Origin of the sequence: Pseudomonas sp. B2M1-30, from assembly GCF_025447575.1 — a bacterium.
In the GTDB taxonomy this organism is placed as follows: Bacteria; Pseudomonadota; Gammaproteobacteria; order Pseudomonadales; family Pseudomonadaceae; genus Aquipseudomonas; species Aquipseudomonas botevensis.
In genome coordinates this window covers 342681-360611 of the sequence record NZ_JAOEJT010000003.1, presented here as the reverse complement: position 1 = coordinate 360611, position 17931 = coordinate 342681, and the positions used below count along the sequence as shown (strand labels likewise).

15 protein-coding genes are annotated in these 17931 nt (G+C 62.1%); 7 read left to right on the top strand and 8 right to left on the bottom strand.

Annotated elements, in window-relative coordinates:
• Positions 1-44: 44 nt before the first annotated feature.
• From phaC to N8H74_RS08160, 7 genes are all read right to left on the bottom strand, one after another.
• A complete protein-coding gene (phaC, locus tag N8H74_RS08190) occupies positions 45-1724 on the bottom strand; it encodes a class II poly(R)-hydroxyalkanoic acid synthase (protein ID WP_217831936.1) in 1680 nt (559 codons plus the stop codon).
• Between the two features lie 257 nt (positions 1725-1981).
• Entirely contained in the window at positions 1982-2359 is a 378-nt protein-coding gene (locus N8H74_RS08185) for a DUF971 domain-containing protein (protein WP_217831939.1), read from the bottom strand.
• Between the two features lie 150 nt (positions 2360-2509).
• Positions 2510-3847 (bottom strand): ATP-dependent protease ATPase subunit HslU, encoded by a 1338-nt coding sequence (gene hslU / locus N8H74_RS08180; protein ID WP_217831941.1) that lies wholly within the window; start codon positions 3845-3847, stop codon positions 2510-2512.
• Between the two features lie 55 nt (positions 3848-3902).
• Positions 3903-4433, bottom strand: a complete 531-nt coding sequence (hslV, locus tag N8H74_RS08175) for an ATP-dependent protease subunit HslV (protein ID WP_007968352.1) — start codon at positions 4431-4433, stop codon at positions 3903-3905.
• Positions 4434-4657: 224 nt separating this feature from the next.
• The gene (locus tag N8H74_RS08170; protein ID WP_085732564.1) at positions 4658-5374 is read right to left on the bottom strand and encodes an SPOR domain-containing protein; all 717 of its coding nucleotides are present in this window, start codon (positions 5372-5374) and stop codon (positions 4658-4660) included.
• Between the two features lies 1 nt (position 5375).
• On the bottom strand, positions 5376-7112 hold the full coding sequence (gene argS / locus N8H74_RS08165) for an arginine--tRNA ligase (RefSeq protein ID WP_217831943.1): 1737 nt from the start codon (positions 7110-7112) through the stop codon (positions 5376-5378).
• A gap of 156 nt (positions 7113-7268) precedes the next feature.
• Positions 7269-9488 carry a primosomal protein N' gene (locus N8H74_RS08160; protein ID WP_262146870.1) on the bottom strand — a complete coding sequence of 740 codons (2220 nt, stop codon included), beginning with the start codon at positions 9486-9488 and terminating at the stop codon, positions 7269-7271.
• 182 nt (positions 9489-9670) lie between these two features.
• Here N8H74_RS08160 and rpmE point away from each other — a divergent pair, with 182 nt between their 5' ends.
• From rpmE to N8H74_RS08145, 3 genes are all read left to right on the top strand, one after another.
• Positions 9671-9889: a 50S ribosomal protein L31 gene (gene rpmE, locus N8H74_RS08155; protein WP_217831947.1), complete on the top strand. Its 219-nt coding sequence runs from the start codon at positions 9671-9673 to the stop codon at positions 9887-9889.
• Positions 9890-9930: 41 nt separating this feature from the next.
• Complete coding sequence (locus N8H74_RS08150; protein WP_262146869.1) at positions 9931-10713, top strand: thermonuclease family protein; 783 nt, start codon at positions 9931-9933, stop codon at positions 10711-10713.
• A 181-nt stretch (positions 10714-10894) separates the two neighbouring features.
• A complete protein-coding gene (locus tag N8H74_RS08145; protein WP_217831951.1) occupies positions 10895-12163 on the top strand; it encodes a malic enzyme-like NAD(P)-binding protein in 1269 nt (422 codons plus the stop codon).
• A 327-nt stretch (positions 12164-12490) separates the two neighbouring features.
• Here N8H74_RS08145 and N8H74_RS08140 read toward each other — a convergent pair whose 3' ends face one another.
• Positions 12491-14932: a penicillin-binding protein 1A gene (locus N8H74_RS08140; protein WP_217831953.1), complete on the bottom strand. Its 2442-nt coding sequence runs from the start codon at positions 14930-14932 to the stop codon at positions 12491-12493.
• Positions 14933-15148: 216 nt separating this feature from the next.
• On the opposite strand from N8H74_RS08140, the gene N8H74_RS08135 reads away from it, so the two are divergent.
• From N8H74_RS08135 to N8H74_RS08120, 4 genes are read left to right on the top strand one after another with little or no spacing between them, the layout of a single operon-like run.
• Complete coding sequence (locus N8H74_RS08135) at positions 15149-16213, top strand: pilus assembly protein PilM (RefSeq protein WP_217831955.1); 1065 nt, start codon at positions 15149-15151, stop codon at positions 16211-16213.
• Positions 16213-16779, top strand: coding sequence for a PilN domain-containing protein (locus N8H74_RS08130; RefSeq protein WP_262146868.1), 567 nt, complete (start codon positions 16213-16215; stop codon positions 16777-16779). The genes N8H74_RS08135 and N8H74_RS08130 overlap by 1 nt, the downstream gene beginning before the upstream one ends.
• Positions 16776-17399, top strand: coding sequence for a type 4a pilus biogenesis protein PilO (gene pilO / locus N8H74_RS08125; RefSeq protein ID WP_217831959.1), 624 nt, complete (start codon positions 16776-16778; stop codon positions 17397-17399). Before N8H74_RS08130 ends, pilO begins: the two co-directional genes overlap by 4 nt.
• A complete protein-coding gene (locus tag N8H74_RS08120) occupies positions 17396-17920 on the top strand; it encodes a pilus assembly protein PilP (protein ID WP_217831961.1) in 525 nt (174 codons plus the stop codon). The genes pilO and N8H74_RS08120 overlap by 4 nt, the downstream gene beginning before the upstream one ends.
• Positions 17921-17931: the final 11 nt, after the last annotated feature.

The window sequence follows — 17931 nt, the reverse complement described above, 5'->3', positions numbered from 1 at the left end:
CGCGAGCAAGTCCCACGCCCACGCTCCGGGGCGAGGTGTGTCAGTTACCGCTCGTGTACATAAGTGCCCGGCGAGGCTTCGCCGGCCGGGTATGCCTTGTTGCCCAGTTTGGTCGGGGCCTTTTTCAGTTCGCCCGAGCGCTCGGCCTGCCAGGCCTGCCAGTGCAGCCACCAGGAGTCGGCATGCTTGGTCGAGTTTTCCTGCCAGTCGTCAGCGTTGTCGGCCATTTCGGTGCTGGTCATGTAGCGCGACTTCGGGTTGCCCGGCGGGTTGAGGATGCTCTGGATATGCCCGCTGCTCGACAGCACGAATTCGACCTTGCCACCGAACAGTTGCGCCGACTTGTAGCAGGACTTCCACGGCGTGATGTGGTCGTTGGTGCCGGCCAGCGAATAGATGTCGGCGGTGACGTTCTTGAGGTTGATCGGTGTGCCGCACACTTCCAGTGCATCGGGGCGGATCAACGGGTTGTTTTTGAACATCTCGATCAGGTCGCCGTGGAATGCCGCCGGCAACCGGGTGGTGTCGTTGTTCCAGAACAGGATGTCGAACACCGGCGGCTCGTTGCCGAGCAGGTAGTTGTTGACCCAGTAGTTCCAGATCAGATCATTCGGGCGCATCCACGCGAAGACCTTGGCCATGTCCTTGCCTTCGAGCACACCGGCCTGATACGAGTGCCGCTTGGCGGTCTCCAGGGTCTGCTCGTCGACGAACAGCGCAACGTCGGTGTCCAGGGTGGTGTCGAGCACGCTGACCAGCAGGGTCAGGGCGTTGACCTTGTTCTCGCCGATCGCCGCGTAATGGCCGAGCAGGGCGGTGCAGGTGATGCCGCCGGAGCAGGCGCCGAGCATGTTCACGTCTTTGCTGCCGGTGATCGCCGTGACCACGTCCACCGCTTCCTTGAGGGCTTCGATGTAGGTCGACAGTCCCCACTCGCGCTGTTCCTTGGTCGGGTTGCGCCAGCTGACGATGAAGGTCTGCACATTGCTGCGCAGGCAGAAGCGCGCCAGGCTCTTGTCCGGGCTCAGGTCGAATACGTAGAACTTGTTGATCTGCGGCGGGACCACCAGCAGCGGGCGTTCGTGGACCTGCTCGGTGATCGGCTTGTACTGGATCAGCTCCAGTACGTCGTTGCGAAACACCACCGCGCCTTCGGTCACGCCCAGGGTCTTGCCGACCTCGAACGCGCCCATGTTGACCTGGCTCGGCATGCCGCCGTTGTGGACCAGATCCTTGGCCAGGTGCGAAAGACCATCGAGCAGGCTTTTGCCGCCGGTCTCGAAGAAGCGTTTGACCGCCGCCGGGTTGGCCATGCTGTTGGTCGGGGCCATGGCTTCGGTCATCAGGTTGATGACGAAGTGGCCGCGCGCGATGTCTTTGGCCGACAGGTTGCTGTCGTCGATCCAGGCATGAAGCTCCTTGCGCCATGCCAGATAGGTTTGCAGATAACGTTTGTAGAGCGGGTTCTGGCCCCAGGCCGGATCGACGAAGCGACGGTCATCGCCAGCGGGTTGCAAGTCGGATTTGCCGAACAGCACATTCTTCAATTCAAGGCCGAAGTGAGTGACGTGCTTGACGCTATGGATCGGTTGTTTGATGGCCTGGGTCAGCACCATTCGAGCAGAGGCCAGCAGATCCTTTCCGCGAAGCCCAACGACAGGATTCAGCCCCAGGGTGTTTTCCGAGGCTTGGTACTTCAAATCATCGTTATTCTTGTTACTCATCTACGACGCTCCATTGTCCTGAGACGAGTACCCGGTTTTCTGCTGTCAGTTCCACAGCCAATGCCAGGTACTACTGCTCGGGTGACCGTTGATTCTGCATAGCTGCTTTACAGTCGTAGAGCACTGCAGGGAACTTGCCAGCTCCATTGGTTACCCGAGTTTAATTTTTTTCGCAAGCGGGCCGCTCCTCGGCGCCGAAGCGGAGCATTCAAACAGATGAATTTAGAAAATGCCCTCTAAACAGTCCGAGGTGCGGACTAGAGCATCAGCTTGACGACGGACTCGTCCGGGTCGCGGGTTTTGCCGGCAGCCTTGAGTTCGGCCAGATAATCGGCCCACAGTGCGTCATAACGTCGCCCCAGCTCGTAGAGATATTCCCAGGTGAACAAGCCGCTGTCGTGGCCGTCATCGAAGGTCAATTTCAGGGCGTAGTTGCCGGCCGGTTCCAGCTTGCTCAGGCCGACATGCAGCTTGCCGAATTGCAGGATCGGTTTGCCGTGGCCCTGGACCTCGGCGGAAGGGGAATGCACCCGCAGGAATTCGGCGGGCAGGGTGAACTCCTCGCCGGACGCGTATTTGAGCGTCAGGGTTTTCGAGGCTTTGTGCAGTTTGATGTCGGTGGGAAGTTGGGTCATGGCCTGGCGTCCAGTTTGTGAGCGACCCGTTCGAATGCGGGAGCGGGCCTGCTCGCGAAAGCGGTGTGTCAGCAACCATCATGTCGGCTGACACGGCCTTCGCGAGCAAGCCCGCTCTCACAGGGTTCGCGCTACCGCTGTAAGAGTTGCTTACAGGATATAACGGGACAGGTCTTCGTTCTGCGCCAATTCACCCAAGTGGCTGTTGACGTACTCGGCGTCGATCTGGATCGCCTTGTCGTCATGGGCGCTGGCCAGGTCTCCGGCGCTGAACGACACCTCTTCCAGCAGGCGCTCGAGCAGCGTGTGCAGGCGACGGGCACCGATGTTCTCGGTCTTCTCGTTGACCTGCCAGGCGATCTCCGCCAGACGCTTGATGCCTTCGGGCTGGAACTCGATGTTCAGGCCTTCGGTTTTCAGCAGCGCGCAGTATTGCTCGGTGAGCGAGGCGTGCGGTTCGCTGAGGATGCGCTCGAAGTCTTCCGGGCTCAGGGCCTTGAGTTCGACACGGATCGGCAGACGGCCTTGCAGCTCCGGCACCAGGTCGCTCGGCTTGCTCAGGTGGAACGCACCGGAGGCGATGAACAGGATGTGGTCGGTCTTGACCATGCCCAGTTTGGTGTTGACGGTGCAGCCCTCGATCAGCGGCAGCAGGTCGCGCTGCACACCTTCGCGGGACACATCGGCACCGCCGACGTTGCCGCGCTTGGCGACCTTGTCGATTTCGTCGATGAACACGATACCGTGCTGCTCGACCGCTTCCAGGGCCTTGGTTTTCAATTCTTCTTCGTTGACCAGGCGTCCGGCTTCTTCGTCACGCACCAGTTTCAGCGCTTCCTTGACCTTGAGCTTGCGGGCCTTCTTCTTGCCCTTGCCCATGTTGGCGAACAGGCTCTGCAACTGGTTGGTCATCTCTTCCATGCCCGGAGGCGCGGAGATATCGACGCCGGACACTTCAGCGACTTCGATTTCGATTTCCTTGTCGTCCAGCTGACCTTCGCGCAGGCGCTTGCGGAACAGTTGGCGCGTGTTGGAATCCTGGGTCGGTGCTTCGTCATTGTTGAAGCCCATGCGTGCCGGCGGCAGCAAGGCGTCGAGGATGCGGTCTTCGGCGGCGTCTTCGGCGCGGTGACGAACGCGGGTCATTTCCTGCTCGCGCAGCATCTTGATCGCGGCGTCGGCCAGGTCACGGATGATCGACTCGACGTCACGGCCGACATAACCGACTTCGGTGAATTTGGTCGCTTCGACCTTGATGAACGGCGCGTTGGCGAGTTTGGCCAGGCGACGGGCGATTTCGGTCTTGCCGACACCGGTCGGGCCGATCATCAGGATGTTTTTCGGGGTCACTTCAACGCGCAGTTCTTCAGGCAACTGCATCCGGCGCCAGCGGTTGCGCAGGGCAATCGCGACGGCGCGCTTGGCATCGTCCTGGCCGATGATATGGCGGTTGAGTTCGTGGACGATTTCGCGGGGAGTCATGGACATAGTAATTGACGGTCCTCAAGCAGAAACAAGCCGTGGCACACGGGCCGCAACAGGCTTATTCAGCGAGATCCTGCTCCTCAATGGTCTGGGTGTGGTTGGTGAATACACAGATGTCGCCGGCGATGCCGAGAGCAGTCTCGACGATTTCCCGGGCCGACAGGTCAGTCTTTTTCAGCAGGGCGCTGGCTGCAGCTTGCGCGTAGGCACCGCCGGAACCCATGGCGATCAGGCCATCTTCGGGTTCGACCACGTCACCGTTGCCGGTGATGATCAGCGAGGCGTCCTTGTTGGCGACCGCGAGCATGGCTTCGAGGCGGCTCAGGGAGCGGTCGGTGCGCCACTCTTTGGCGAGTTCGACGGCGGCGCGGATCAGGTGGCCCTGATGTTTCTCGAGCTGGCCTTCGAAGCGTTCGAAGAGGGTAAAGGCGTCAGCGGTGGCACCGGCAAAACCGGCGATGACCTGGCCGTGGTACAGGCGACGGACTTTTTTCGCGTTGCCTTTCATCACGGTGTTGCCGAGGGAAACCTGGCCGTCGCCGCCCATGACGACTTTGCCGTGGCGGCGGACTGAAACGATGGTGGTCAAGGGAAGAGTCTCCACGCTGCGGGGCGAAAATGCCTTATGCAAACCCATATGGGGGTGGTGGAGGGTTTTTCAACTGCGGGGTCAGTAAGGGGACGAGCGGTGGGCAAGTATCGGAAGACGTAGCGTCTGTGCCGGCGCCTTCGCGTGAAGGCCCGATGCCACAGGGTTTGTGCTGATCCCCATGGCACCGGGTTTGCTCCGGGCAACCGGTGTTTCTGACGCTGTCAGCGGCTCTGGCGTTGTTGTAACAACAGGTTGCTGAAGCCGGCGCCGGCCAGTTGTTTCTGTGCGGTGGTCAGTTGTTCGCGGTTGCTGAACGGGCCGACCAGCACGCGATACCAGGTTTCATCCTTCACCGTGCCGGACTCCACCGCCACCGCCTGCCCCAGCAGAATGATCTGCGCACGGACCTTGTCGGCGTCAGCCTCTTTGCGGAACGAACCGGCCTGGAGGAAGAACTTGGTCACGGGCGCAGCCTTGGTCACCGGCGGTGCGGGTGGCGGGGTGATCCCGGCCAGTGCCGCCTGAGCCCGCGCAGTGTCGATCTTCGCCGCTTCCGCCGGGGTCACCGGCGTTGTCGGGATGGCCGGCACTTGCGGGGTCGGCAGAGTCTTCTCCGGCACCGCATCCGGCGGCACGATCACTTCCGATTCCGGCAGCAGGGTGTAGAAGTCGTACTTCGGCTTCACCGGTTGCGTCGGGCTCGGCGGGGTCTTGTTGGCCTCGGCGATCTTGGTGGCTTTCTGTTGTTGCTGTTGCTCGACCTTCTCGCGCTTGACCGTGTCGCTGCCCTTGCCCGGCTCCAGTTTCATCAGAAACACGATGAACGCGCCGACCGTCAGGCCGATGGCCATCCACAGCCAACCCGGAATCGGTTGCTTCGCTGGAGCTTGATAACGGCTGGCGCCACGCTTGGGTGCAGGTTTTTTCTTGGCAGCCAACTTACATGCGCTCCAGGGTTTCCAGGCCCAACAGCTCCAGGCCTTGCTTGAGGGTACGGCCGGTCAGCGCGGCGAGGCGCAGGCGGCTTTGCATTTGCGCCGGGGTTTCGGCGGCGAGGATCGGGCAGTTCTCGTAGAAGCTGGAGAACAGGCCGGCGACGTCGTACAGGTAGGTGCAGAGGATGTGCGGCGTACCTTTGTCGGACACGTTGTTCAGCACTTCGCCGAACTGCGCCAGTTTGGCCGCCAGTTCCTGTTCGTGGGCGGCTTCGAGGACGATCTGGCCGTCGACTTCGCTGAAATCCTTGCCCAGCTTGCGGAACACACCGGCCACGCGGGTGTAGGCGTACAGCAGGTATGGCGCGGTGTTGCCTTCGAAGTTGAGCATCAGGTCGAAGTTGAAGCTGTAGTCGCTGGTGCGGTGCTTGGACAGGTCGGCGTATTTCACCGCGCCGATGCCGACGACCTTGGCGATTTTGCGCAGTTCGTCCTCGGCCAGCTCCGGGTTTTTCTCTTTGACCAGGTTGTAGGCGCGCTCCTGAGCTTCGGTCAGCAGATCGATCAGCTTCACGGTGCCGCCGTCACGGGTCTTGAACGGGCGGCCGTCGGCGCCGTTCATGGTGCCGAAGCCCATGTGCTCCATGTCCATCGGATGGGTCACGAAACCGGCCTTGCGTGCCACGGCGAACACTTGCTGGAAGTGCAGGGCCTGACGCTGGTCGACGAAATACAGCGCGCGGTCGGCCTTGAGCTTGCCGCTGCGATAGCGCACGGCCGCCAGGTCAGTGGTGGCGTACAGGTAGCCGCCGTCAGCCTTGACGATGATCACCGGCAACGGCTCGCCTTCGGCATTCTTGAACTCGTCGAGGAACACGCACTGGGCGCCGTTGCTCTCGACCAGCATGCCGGCGGCCTTCAGGTCGTTGACCACGTTGATCAGGTCGTCGTTGTAGGCGCTTTCGCCCATCACGTCGGCCATGGTCAGTTTGACGTTGAGCAGTTCGTAGATTTTCTGGCAATGCGACAGCGAGATGTCCTTGAACCGGGTCCACAGCGCCAGGCACTCGGCGTCGCCGGCCTGCAGCTTGACCACCAGGCCACGGGCGCGGTCGGCGAACTCGGGCGATTCGTCGAAACGTTGCTTGGCGGCGCGGTAGAAGTTTTCCAGGTCCGACAGCTCGTCGCTGGTGATCGGGTTTTCCTGCAGGTAGGCCATCAGCATGCCGAACTGCGTGCCCCAGTCGCCCACGTGGTTCTGGCGGATCACTTCGTCGCCGAGGAATTCGAGGACGCGGGCCACGCCGTCGCCAATGATGGTCGAACGCAGGTGGCCGACGTGCATTTCCTTGGCCAGGTTCGGTGCCGACAGGTCGACCACGGTGCGTTGCGCAGGACCGGCCTTGCGCACGCCGATACGCTCATCGGCCAGGGCGGCGTCGAGGCGGTTGGCCAGCGCCTGGGTGTTCTGGAAGAAATTGATGAAGCCCGGGCCGGCGATTTCCGCCTTGCTGACGTTTTCGTCGGCCGGCAGGGCGGCGATGAGTTTTTCCGCCAGATCACGCGGCTTCATGCCGGCCGGCTTGGCGAGCATCATCGCGATGTTGCTGGCGAAGTCGCCGTGGGTCTTGTCCCGGGCGTTTTCCACCTGGATCGCCGGCGTCAGGCCTTCAGGCAACACACCTTCGTTGACGAGTTGGGTGAGGGCTTGTTGGATCAGCTGGCGAATGGTGTCTTTCATGGTCTTCTCTTTCGACCGCTGGCGCGGCGGCGCATCGATGCGCGGGTGGAAAAACTGGGCATTATCCGTTGCGAAGACGGGCTTGCCAACCTTAGCAGGCAGGATGTGGATGTGTGGTGACAAATAGCGCGCTTTCGCGAGCCGGCAATCTTCAGATCAATACAAATCGACCGGGTCCACGTCCAGCGACCAGCGCACCGCCCGCCCGCTCGGCATCTGCTCCAGCGCCAGCAACCAACGGGCGAGCAACCGATGCAGCGGCGCCCGGGCCGTGGCCTGCAACAGAAGCTGGGCGCGGAAACGCCCGGCCCGTCGCTCCATCGGTGCCGGCACCGGCCCCAGCAGCTCGATGCCGCTCAGGCTCTGCTCGGCCAGCAAGCGCTCGGCCTCGCTGCAGGCCTCATCCAGAAAGCCTTCGGCCTGTCCCGGCTTGTGCGCTTCGGCGCGCAACAGCGCCAGATGAGCGAACGGTGGCAGGCCGGCGGCGCGGCGCTCGCTCAGGGCTTGTTCGGCGAAGGCGAAGTAACCCTGCTCGGTCAGTTGCACCAATAAAGGATGGTCGGCCAGGTGCGTCTGGATAATCACTTTGCCCGGTTCTTCCGCCCGTCCGGCGCGCCCGGCGACCTGGACGATCAGTTGCGCCATGCGTTCGCTGGCGCGGAAGTCGCCGGAAAACAGCCCGCCGTCGGCATCGAGGATCGACACCAGGGTCACCCGTGGAAAGTGGTGACCCTTGGCCAGCATCTGCGTGCCGACCAGAATGCACGGCTGGCCTTTCTGGATCGTCGCGAACAACTGGTTCATCGCGTCCTTGCGCGAGGTGCTGTCGCGGTCGACCCGCAGCACCGGGTAGTCCGGGAACAGAATCGCCAGCCGCTCCTCGGCGCGTTCGGTGCCGGCGCCCACCGGGCGCAGATCGACCTTGTTGCACTTCGGGCACTGGCGCGGCACGCGCTCGACGTAACCGCAGTGATGGCAGCGCAGTTCGCCGTAACGCTGGTGTACCGTCATCCGTGCGTCGCAGCGCTGACACTCGGACATCCAGCCGCAGTCGTGGCACTGCAGGGTCGGGGCAAACCCCCGGCGGTTGAGGAATACCAGCACTTGTTGGCCGGCGGCGAGGGTCTGGCCGATGGCTTGTTGCATCGGCCCCGAAATGCCGCTGTCCAGTGGCCGGCTTTTTACATCCAGCCGCAGGAATCGGGGTGGCTTGGCGCCGCCGGCACGCTCGTTCATGTGCAGCAGGCCATACCGGCCGGTGTAGGCGTTGTGCAGGCTTTCCAGCGATGGCGTCGCGGAGCCGAGGACGATCGGGATGTTTTCCTGCCGCGCACGCACCAGCGCCAGGTCCCGGGCGTGATAACGCAGGCCTTCCTGCTGTTTATAAGAACCGTCGTGTTCTTCATCGATGATGATCAGCCCCGGATTTTTCATCGGGGTGAATAGCGCCGAGCGGGTGCCGATAATAATGTCGGCCTCGCCGTCCCGGGCGGCGAGCCAGGCGTCGAGACGCTCGCGATCATTGACCGCCGAATGCAGCAGGGCGATGCGCGCGTTGAAACGCTGCTCGAAGCGCGCCAGGGTCTGTGGGCCGAGGTTGATCTCCGGGATCAGCACCAGTGCCTGCTTGCCGGCTTCAAGGGTTTCGCGGATCAACTGCAAATAGACTTCGGTCTTGCCGCTGCCGGTGACCCCGGCAAGCAGGAACGCGTGGTAGCTGTCGAACCCGGCGCGGATCGCTTCATAAGCGGCGCGTTGCTCGGGGTTGAGCGGCAGTTCCGGCTGGGCCAGCCAGTGTTCGTGGCGCGCACCGGGGGCGTGCCGGCGCACCTCGACCTGGACCAGATTCTTGGCCAGCAACAAATCGAGGCTGTCCTTGCTCAGCATCAGTTTGCTCAACAGCTGATGGGCGACGCCATGGGGGTGCTGGGCCAGGGTCGCCAAGGCTTCACGCTGGCGCGGCGCGCGGGCGATGCGCGGATCGTCGAGGCTGGCGCCGGGGGCGACCGACCAGAAGCGTTCCTGGCGAGCCTCGGCCAGTTCACCCTGGCGCAGCAGCACCGGCAGCGCCCAGTTCAGGGTGTCGCCGAGGCTGTGCTGATAATACTGGGCCGTCCACAGGCACAGCCTGAACAGCGCTGGCGGCAGCGGCGCGGTGGCGTCGAGCAGGGCCAGCGCCGGTTTGAGTTTTTCCGCCGGCACTTCGCTGGTGTCGCTGACCTCGACCAGAATCCCGATCATTTCCCGCCGACCGAACGGCACTCGCAAACGCATGCCCGGTTGCAACTGGGCGCGTTTGATCCCGGCCGGGGCTCGATAATCGAACAGGCGGCGCAAAGGCGAAGGCAGGGCGAGGCGCAGAATGGCGTCGGGCACGCAGGGGGATCTCGATCGGCGGGGAAGGGTGATGCATGGCGTATTGGGCCGGGAGCCTAGCAGACGACCGGTTTGAGGGACAGCTTGCGCGATTGACATTGTCTGGTAGAATCCGCGGCCTAATTACGTGCGGTATTCAACAATAGTGTTGGGTGGCGGCACGCTAGCCTGAGGAATACATCATGAAAGCTGATATCCACCCGAATTACCCAGCAGTTGAAGTTACCTGCAGCTGCGGCAACAAATTCGAAACGCGTTCGACCTTCGGCAAAGCCCTGGCGATCGACGTTTGCAACGAATGCCACCCGTTCTACACCGGTAAGCAGAAGACTCTGGACACCGGTGGTCGCGTTCAGAAGTTCGCCGACCGTTTCGGTGCTTTCGGCGCGAAAAAGGCCTAAGGCCTCTCATTCTGGAAAACCTCAACGGCTTTTCCGGTCTGATGAAAAAGGCGTCCCTTGCGGGCGCCTTTTTTGTGTCCGCGATTTGGCTGTCCGGCGCCCAGGCCTTGTGTCCGACGCCTTCGGGACTGAGCAGCGTCGCCGTGCAACGGGTGGTGGATGGCGACACCTTGCGCCTGAGCGACGGTCGCAGCGTGCGGATGATCGGGCTCAACACGCCCGAACTGGGCAAGCAGGGCCGCAGCGATGAGCCGTTCGCCGTCGCGGCGCGCAAACGTCTTGAGGCGCTGGTGGCCGACAGCGGCGGGCGGGTCGGATTGCTGCCTGGCAAAGAGGCAAAAGATCATTATGGCCGCACCCTTGCCCACCTCTACAGCGCCAGTGGCGTCAATCTTGAAGCGCAAATGCTCGCCGATGGCCTCGGTTTTCAGGTCGCGGTGGCGCCGAATGTCGATCTCGTCGCGTGTCAGCAAGCGGCCGAGCGTGAGGCGCGGCGTGCGGGTCGAGGTATCTGGCGTCAGTCTCCTGTACTGAAATCGGAGCAGATTCAGCGCTCGGGTTTCGCCGTGGTCGGCGGGCGTGTGAGCAAGATTCAGCGCAATCGTGGCGGAATTTTCATCGAATTGCAGGGCGATCTGGTGCTGCGTGTTGCGCCCAATCTGGTCGAACAATTCGACAACGCACGTTTGCTGGCCATGCAGGGCAGGCAGATCGAGGCGCGTGGCTGGATCGTTGACCGCTCACGACGTGGCGGACTCAAAACAGGTCAGGCGCGCTGGCTGCTGCCATTAACCGATTCGTCCATGCTTGAGTTGTCCCGCTGAATAAAATTGTAGACATTTTTTCTGATGATTGTGAACAGTTAAGCCCTTGTGCGCCGTGGCTCTTGGCCCAAAGTCGTAGGGCAGGGCGCTTGACAGGGGTGACCGGGCAGTCTTGTGGGGACTTTGCGAGGCGCGTATCCTCGCTGACCAGTCTGTCCAACAGTAAAAGCGGAATGCCCACATGTCTGATCTGAAAACTGCCGCTCTCGAATATCATGCCAATCCTCGTCCAGGAAAGCTGAGTGTCGAGCTCACCAAGGCCACTGCTACCGCTCGCGACCTGTCGCTGGCCTACAGCCCCGGCGTAGCCGAACCCGTGCGCGAGATCGCCCGCGATCCGGAACTGGCTTACAAGTACACCGGCAAAGGCAACCTGGTTGCAGTCATTTCCGATGGCACCGCGATTCTCGGCCTGGGCAACCTCGGCCCACTGGCTTCCAAGCCTGTGATGGAAGGTAAAGGCGTGCTGTTCAAGCGCTTTGCCGGTATCGACGTGTTCGACATCGAAGTCGACTCCGAAAGCCCGCAAGCCTTCATCGACACCGTCAAGCGCATCTCCATCACCTTCGGTGGCATCAACCTGGAAGACATCAAGGCACCTGAGTGCTTCGAGATCGAACGCGCTCTGATCGAGCAGTGCGACATTCCGGTGTTCCACGATGACCAGCACGGCACCGCGATCGTGACCGCCGCCGGCATGATCAACGCCCTGGAAATCGCTGGCAAAACCCTGGGTGAGGCGAAGATCGTCTGCCTGGGCGCCGGCGCTGCCGCCATCTCCTGCATGAAGCTGCTGGTGAGCATGGGGGCCAAGGTCGAGAACATCTACATGATCGACCGTACCGGCGTGATCCACGCTGGCCGTGACGATCTGAACCAGTACAAGGCGGTGTTCGCTCACGCTACCGACAAGCGCACGCTGGACGACGCCATCGAAGGCGCCGACGTGTTCGTGGGTCTGTCCGGTCCAAACCTGCTGACTGCCGAGCAGCTCAAGCGCATGGCGGCCAACCCGATCGTGTTCGCGTGCTCCAACCCGGATCCGGAAATCGCCCCGGAACTGGCCCACGCCACCCGCAACGACGTGATCATGGCCACCGGCCGTTCGGACTACCCGAACCAGGTCAACAACGTGCTGGGCTTCCCGTTCATCTTCCGCGGTGCCCTGGACGTTCGCGCCAAGCGCATCAACGAAGAAATGAAGATCGCCGCCGCCAACGCCCTGCGCGAACTGGCCAAGCTGCCAGTGCCGCAGGAAGTCTGCGACGCCTACGGTGGTATCTCCCTGGAATTCGGCCGTGAGTACATCATTCCGAAGCCAATGGACAAGCGCCTGATCACCGTGATCTCCGATGCTGTGGCCAAAGCGGCAATCGAGACCGGTGTGGCGACCCTGCCGTATCCGAAGAACTACCCGCTGAAAAGCGTGGATGACGTGTTCAACGGCTGAGTCGTTGTAACGCTTCAACCGAAAGCCCCGGCTCTTTGAGTCGGGGCTTTTTGTTTTGTGTCGGTCGCGATAATGCATTCCAGTTTCAAGACCGGCCCTGACCCTCTCCCGGAGGGAGAGGGGACTGGCTGCAGTGCATGGTCAATCTGCACTGACCTGAAAGTGCCGGGTTGAACTTGCAATCGACTCGATCACTCAGGTCGATGCATCACGCAAGACCACTCGGTCGGCGCCCTCTCGCCGGGCTGGCTTGAAGTGCAATGCGTTTTCCGGAACAACAAAAAGCCCCGCGCTTCTTTGGAAGGCGGGGCTTTTCTGTGCTCGGGATCAGAACAGGTCGATCGGCGCCTGCTCATCCGCCGGCAGCGGACTGCCCGGCACGGCGCCATTGCCAATCTCGTTCACCGACGGTGGGGTGTCCTCAGCCTTGAACAGCTCGAAATACGCGCCAGGCGTGCTCGGCGTTGCCGCACGGCCGCTCACCGGGTCCACGCGCAGGCTCAGGATGCCTTCCGGCTCGGCCTGGGTGTGCGGTGGCTTGTCCTTGAGCGCGGCGGACATGTAGTTCATCCAGATCGGCAGCGCCACGGTGCCACCGAACTCGCGGCGACCAAGGCTTTCCGGCTGGTCGAAACCGGTCCACACGGTGGTCACGTAATCGGCGTTGTAGCCGGAGAACCACGCATCCTTGGATTCGTTGGTCGTACCGGTCTTGCCGGCAATATCACCGCGACCCATGGCCAGCGCGCGACGACCGGTGCCGAGCTTGATCACGTCCTCGAGCATGCTGTTGAGGATATAGGTCGTACGGCCATCGACAATCCGCTCGGCCACCGCAGGTGCCTGCGGCACCGCCGCACTGCCCGGCGCCTCGCCCGGCGTCGCATTGACTGTGAATGCCGGTGTGGCCGGCGCTGCGATGCCATCGGTGGCCGCGCCGCCCTGAGGCACGCTTGGCGGGTTGGCAACGAACAGGGTGTCGCCGTTGCGGCTTTCGATCTTGTCGATGATGTACGGCGTGATCTTGTAGCCGCCGTTGGCGAAGGTGCTCCAGCCGGTAGCGATCTCCATCGGGGTCAGCGTCGCGGTGCCCAGCGCCAGCGAAAGGTTAGGCGGCAGGTCCTGCTTGTTGAAACCGAAGCGGGTGATGTAGTCGATGGTCTTGCCTACGCCCATCGCCTGCAACAGACGGATCGAAACCAGGTTGCGCGACTTGTACAGCGCCTCGCGCAGACGGATCGGGCCGAGGAAGGTGTTGGTGTCGTTCTTCGGACGCCAGACCTTGTCCAGGTACTCGTCGACGAACACGATCGGCGCATCGTTGACCAGGCTGGCGGCGGTGTAGCCGTTATCCAGCGCGGCACTGTAGACGAATGGCTTGAAGCTCGAACCCGGCTGACGCTTGGCCTGCATCGCACGGTTGTAGTTGCTCTGTTCGAAGGCGAAGCCGCCGACCAGCGAGCGGATCGCGCCGTTCTGCGGGTCCAGTGACACCAGCGCACCCTGCGCCTGAGGAATCTGGCTGAACTTGAGCGAATTGTCCTTCTGACGTTGCACGCGGATCAGGTCGCCGACCTGCGCCACATCCGACGGCTGGCGCGGTGCGGCGCCCATGCTGTTGGTGTTGAGGAACGGCCGTGCCCATTTCATGGTGTCCCACGCCACATGCTCTTCGCCGGTGCGGGTCAGCACTTGCACGCCGTTCTTGTCGACCTGGGTGACGATCGCCGGTTCGAGGCTGCTGATGGTGCGTTGCTTGGTCAGTTCGGTGGCCCAGGCTTCGCGGGTCTTGCCCGGCAGGCGCGACTCGGGGCCGCGGTAGCCGTGGCGCTGGTCGTAGGTCATCAGGCCTTCGTGCAGCGCGGTGTTGGCCATTTCCTGCAGGTTGCTCGGCACCGTGGTGGTGACGCGGAAACCTTCGGTGTAGGCATCGCTGCCATAGCGACCGACCATTTCCGCGCGGGCCATTTCGGCGATATACGGCGCGTTCACTTCCGGCGTCGGTACGTGATAGCTGGCGTTGAGGGGTTCGTTGACTGCGGCGGTGTAGTCCGCTTCGCTGATCTTGCCGAGCTTGTACATGCGGCCGAGGATCCAGTCACGACGCTCCTTGCTGCGCGCCGGGTTGGCCAGCGGGTTGAAGCGCGACGGGGCTTTCGGCAGGCCGGCGATCATCGCCATCTGCGCCAGGCTGATCTCGCGGATCGACTTGCCGTAGTACACCTGCGCCGCCGCCTCGATGCCGTAGGCGCGGTTGCCCAGGTAGATCTTGTTCACGTACAGCTCAAGGATTTCGTCCTTGGTCAGCTGCCGCTCGATCTGCAGCGCCAGAAGGATTTCCGTGGTCTTGCGCGAGAAGCTGCGTTCGCTGGTCAGGAAGAAGTTCTTCGCCACCTGCATGGTGATCGTGCTGCCGCCGGACTGGATGTGCCCGCTTTTCACCAGTTGGGTCGCGGCACGCATCAGGCTGCTTGGATCGACGCCATAGTGGTTGGCGAAGTTGTCGTCTTCAGCACTTAGTAAAGCATTGATGAAATTGGGGGGAATGTCGGCGAAACGGATCGGTGTGCGGCGCATTTCGCCAAATTCTGCGATCAACTTGTTGTCGCTGCTGTAGACCCGGAGCGGAATCTGCAACTGAATGCTTCTCAGCGCCTCCACAGATGGCAAACCCGGACTAAGGTAAAGAAACGCGCCGCTGAGACCTAAAAGCAGTCCGCAGAAAACGGCGACGATGGACCAACCGAAAAATTTCAGCAGACGAATCAAGGCTTTTGGACATCCAGGGCAAAGAATGAATTTGGCGACAGGGTTCCGGGAACACACAGAACGGCCTGCGCGGGCAGTAAAAAGCGGAAAAAAACGCTGGGCATTATAAGCACTTTTCCGCCGGGGGCGTCATTTGCGCTTCTGTCAAGACGGGGCGAGGGAACGCAATGCTCATTACAGAGTCCGTAACTCACGGAAAGTCATAGGGAATTGGTAGTGCTAGGACTCTTCAATAAAAAAGCCAATACGTTACTGGGGATCGACATCAGCTCCACTTCGGTGAAGCTGCTGGAGTTGAGCCGTCAGGGCGACCGCTACCGGGTCGAGGCCTACGCGGTGGAGCCGTTGCCGGCGAACGCCGTGGTCGAGAAAAACATCGCCGAACTCGAAGGCGTGGGCCAGGCGCTGTCACGGGTGCTGCTCAAGGCGCGCACCGGGCTCAAGACCGTTGCGGTGGCGGTGGCCGGCTCGGCGGTGATCACCAAGGTTATCGAGATGGACGCCGGGCTGTCCGACGACGAGCTGGAAAACCAGCTCAAGATCGAGGCCGATCAATACATTCCCTATCCGCTGGACGAGGTCGCCATCGACTTCGAAGTCCAGGGCGCTTCACCGCGCAATCCCGAGCGAGTCAATGTGCTGCTCGCTGCCTGCCGCAAGGAAAACGTCGAGGTTCGCGAAGCGGCGCTGGCCCTTGCCGGGCTGACTGCGCGGGTGGTCGATGTCGAGGCCTATGCGCTGGAGCGCTCGTTCGGCCTGCTCGCCACGCAACTGGCAGCCTCCCAGGAGCGCCTGACCGTGGCGGTGGTCGACATCGGCGCGACCATGACCACCCTCAGCGTTCTGCACAACGGGCGGATCATCTATACCCGCGAACAACTGTTCGGCGGTCGCCAGCTGACCGAGGAAATCCAGCGGCGTTATGGCCTGACCGTCGAGCAGGCGGGGCTGGCGAAGAAACAGGGCGGTCTGCCGGACGACTATGTCGGCGAAGTCCTGCAGCCGTTTCGCGAGGCGCTGGTGCAACAGGTGTCGCGCTCCTTGCAGTTTTTCTTTGCCTCGGGCCAGTACAACGCGGTCGATCACATCCTGCTGGCCGGCGGCACGGCGTCGGTGCCGGGGCTGGATCGCCTGATCGAGCAACGCCTGAGCACCCCGACCCAGGTCGCCAACCCCTTTTCCGACATGGCCTTGAGCAGCAAGGTCAACGCCGGGGCCTTGGCGAGCGATGCGCCGGCCCTGATGATTGCCTGCGGGCTCGCGCTCAGGAGCTTCGACTGATGGCGCGGATCAACCTTTTACCCTGGCGTGAAGAGCGTCGCGAAGAGCGGCGCAAACGCTTTCTGCTGTCATTGATCGGCGTGGTGGTCGGCTCGGTCGGTGCGGTGTTCATCGCCGACCAGATCATCGGCAACGCCATCGCCCGCCAGGTGGCGCGCAATGATTACATCGGCAAGCAGATCACCGTGGTCGATGAACGGATCAAGCAGATCAGCGACCTCAAGGCCCATCGCCAGCAATTGGTGGAGCGCATGCGCATCATCCAGGACTTGCAGGGCAACCGACAGATCAGCGGGCGGATCTTCGATCAGCTGGCGCGCACCCTGCCTGACGGGGTGTATTTCACCGAGGTGAAAATGGTCGGCAACACCCTGTCGATCAACGGTGCGGCGGAATCGAACAATCGGGTGTCCGACCTGATGCGCAATCTCGATGCGTCCGACTGGTTCGACGCGCCGAGCCTGAATGAAGTGAAGGCGACCACGGCCGGGCAACTGGATCAGGCCAACGTGTTTCAACTGACCGTGCGCCAGACCCGGCCCAAGACCCTGGAGGACGACCAATGAAACCGTCCGAATGGCTCAGCAGTCTGCGCAGTGTCGACTTCAACGATCTGGACACCAGCAACATAGGTTCCTGGCCGTCGGCGGTGAAAGGCCTGGCCGGGGCGCTGTTGATGATCCTGGTGCTGGCGCTGGGCTATAACTTTTTCATCAGCGACATGGAAAGCCAGCTCGAACTCAAGCGCGATGAGGAGCGCACACTCAAGGAGCAGTTCGCCAGCAAGGCGCATATGGCGGCCAATCTGGAGCTGTACATCCAGCAGATGAAGGAAATGGAAAACTCGTTCGGTGTGCTGCTGCGCCAGTTGCCCAGCGACACCGAAGTGCCGGGCCTGCTGGAGGACATCACCCGCACCGGGCTGGGCAGCGGTCTGGAGTTCGAGGAGATCAAGCTGTTGCCGGAGGTGACCCAGCAGTTCTATATCGAGCTGCCGATCCAGATCACCGTCACCGGCGCCTATCACGACCTTGCCACGTTCGTCAGCGGCGTCGCCGGGTTGCCGAGGATCGTCACCCTGCACGATTTCGAACTGGCACCGGCCAATCCCGAGGGCGGGCCGAAGTTGCGCATGAGCATCCTCGCCAAGACCTATCGCTACAACGACAAGGGGCTGCAAAAATGAGCCCGATCCGTTTTCTCATCCTGTCGATATTGATGCTTGCGCTGAGCGGCTGTGGCGATGACGACTTCCAGGACCTCGACGCCTACATGAACGAGGTTCGCCTGCGCCCGCCGGGCAAGATCGAACCCACCCCGACATTCCGCTCGTACCCGACGTTCACCTACAGCGCTGCCAACCTGCGCAGTCCGTTTTCACGCCAGGTGCGGGTCGACCTGGCGGGCCAGCAGCGGGGCTCGCGCAACGTCAAGCCGGATCCCAACCGGGTCAAGCAATACCTCGAAGGTTTTAACATCGAGCAATTCGAGATGGTCGGCACGATCGCCAATGCCTCCGGTTCCTTTGCGCTGCTGCGCGGAGCGGGCGGGGTGCATCGGTTGAAGGTCGGCGACTACCTGGGGCGCAACGACGGCCGCATCGTCGCGATCAGCGCCAGCCAGGTCGATGTGGTCGAAATCGTTCCCGATGGCGAAGGCGCCTGGCTGGAACGACCGCGCACCATTCCTTTGAAAGAGCACTCATAGTGGAAGTCGAA

Excerpts from the sequence above, each read along its gene's own strand:
- phaC (WP_217831936.1), bottom strand. The coding sequence starts at position 1,724 with ATGAGTAACAAGAATAACGATGATTTGAAGTACCAAGCCTCGGAAAAC.
- N8H74_RS08185 (WP_217831939.1), bottom strand. The coding sequence starts at position 2,359 with ATGACCCAACTTCCCACCGACATCAAACTGCACAAAGCCTCGAAAACC.
- hslU (WP_217831941.1), bottom strand. The coding sequence starts at position 3,847 with ATGTCCATGACTCCCCGCGAAATCGTCCACGAACTCAACCGCCATATC.
- argS (WP_217831943.1), bottom strand. The coding sequence starts at position 7,112 with ATGAAAGACACCATTCGCCAGCTGATCCAACAAGCCCTCACCCAACTC.
- rpmE (WP_217831947.1), top strand. The coding sequence starts at position 9,671 with ATGAAAGCTGATATCCACCCGAATTACCCAGCAGTTGAAGTTACCTGC.
- N8H74_RS08150 (WP_262146869.1), top strand. The coding sequence starts at position 9,931 with ATGAAAAAGGCGTCCCTTGCGGGCGCCTTTTTTGTGTCCGCGATTTGG.
- N8H74_RS08145 (WP_217831951.1), top strand. The coding sequence starts at position 10,895 with ATGTCTGATCTGAAAACTGCCGCTCTCGAATATCATGCCAATCCTCGT.
- N8H74_RS08130 (WP_262146868.1), top strand. The coding sequence starts at position 16,213 with ATGGCGCGGATCAACCTTTTACCCTGGCGTGAAGAGCGTCGCGAAGAG.
- pilO (WP_217831959.1), top strand. The coding sequence starts at position 16,776 with ATGAAACCGTCCGAATGGCTCAGCAGTCTGCGCAGTGTCGACTTCAAC.
- N8H74_RS08120 (WP_217831961.1), top strand. The coding sequence starts at position 17,396 with ATGAGCCCGATCCGTTTTCTCATCCTGTCGATATTGATGCTTGCGCTG.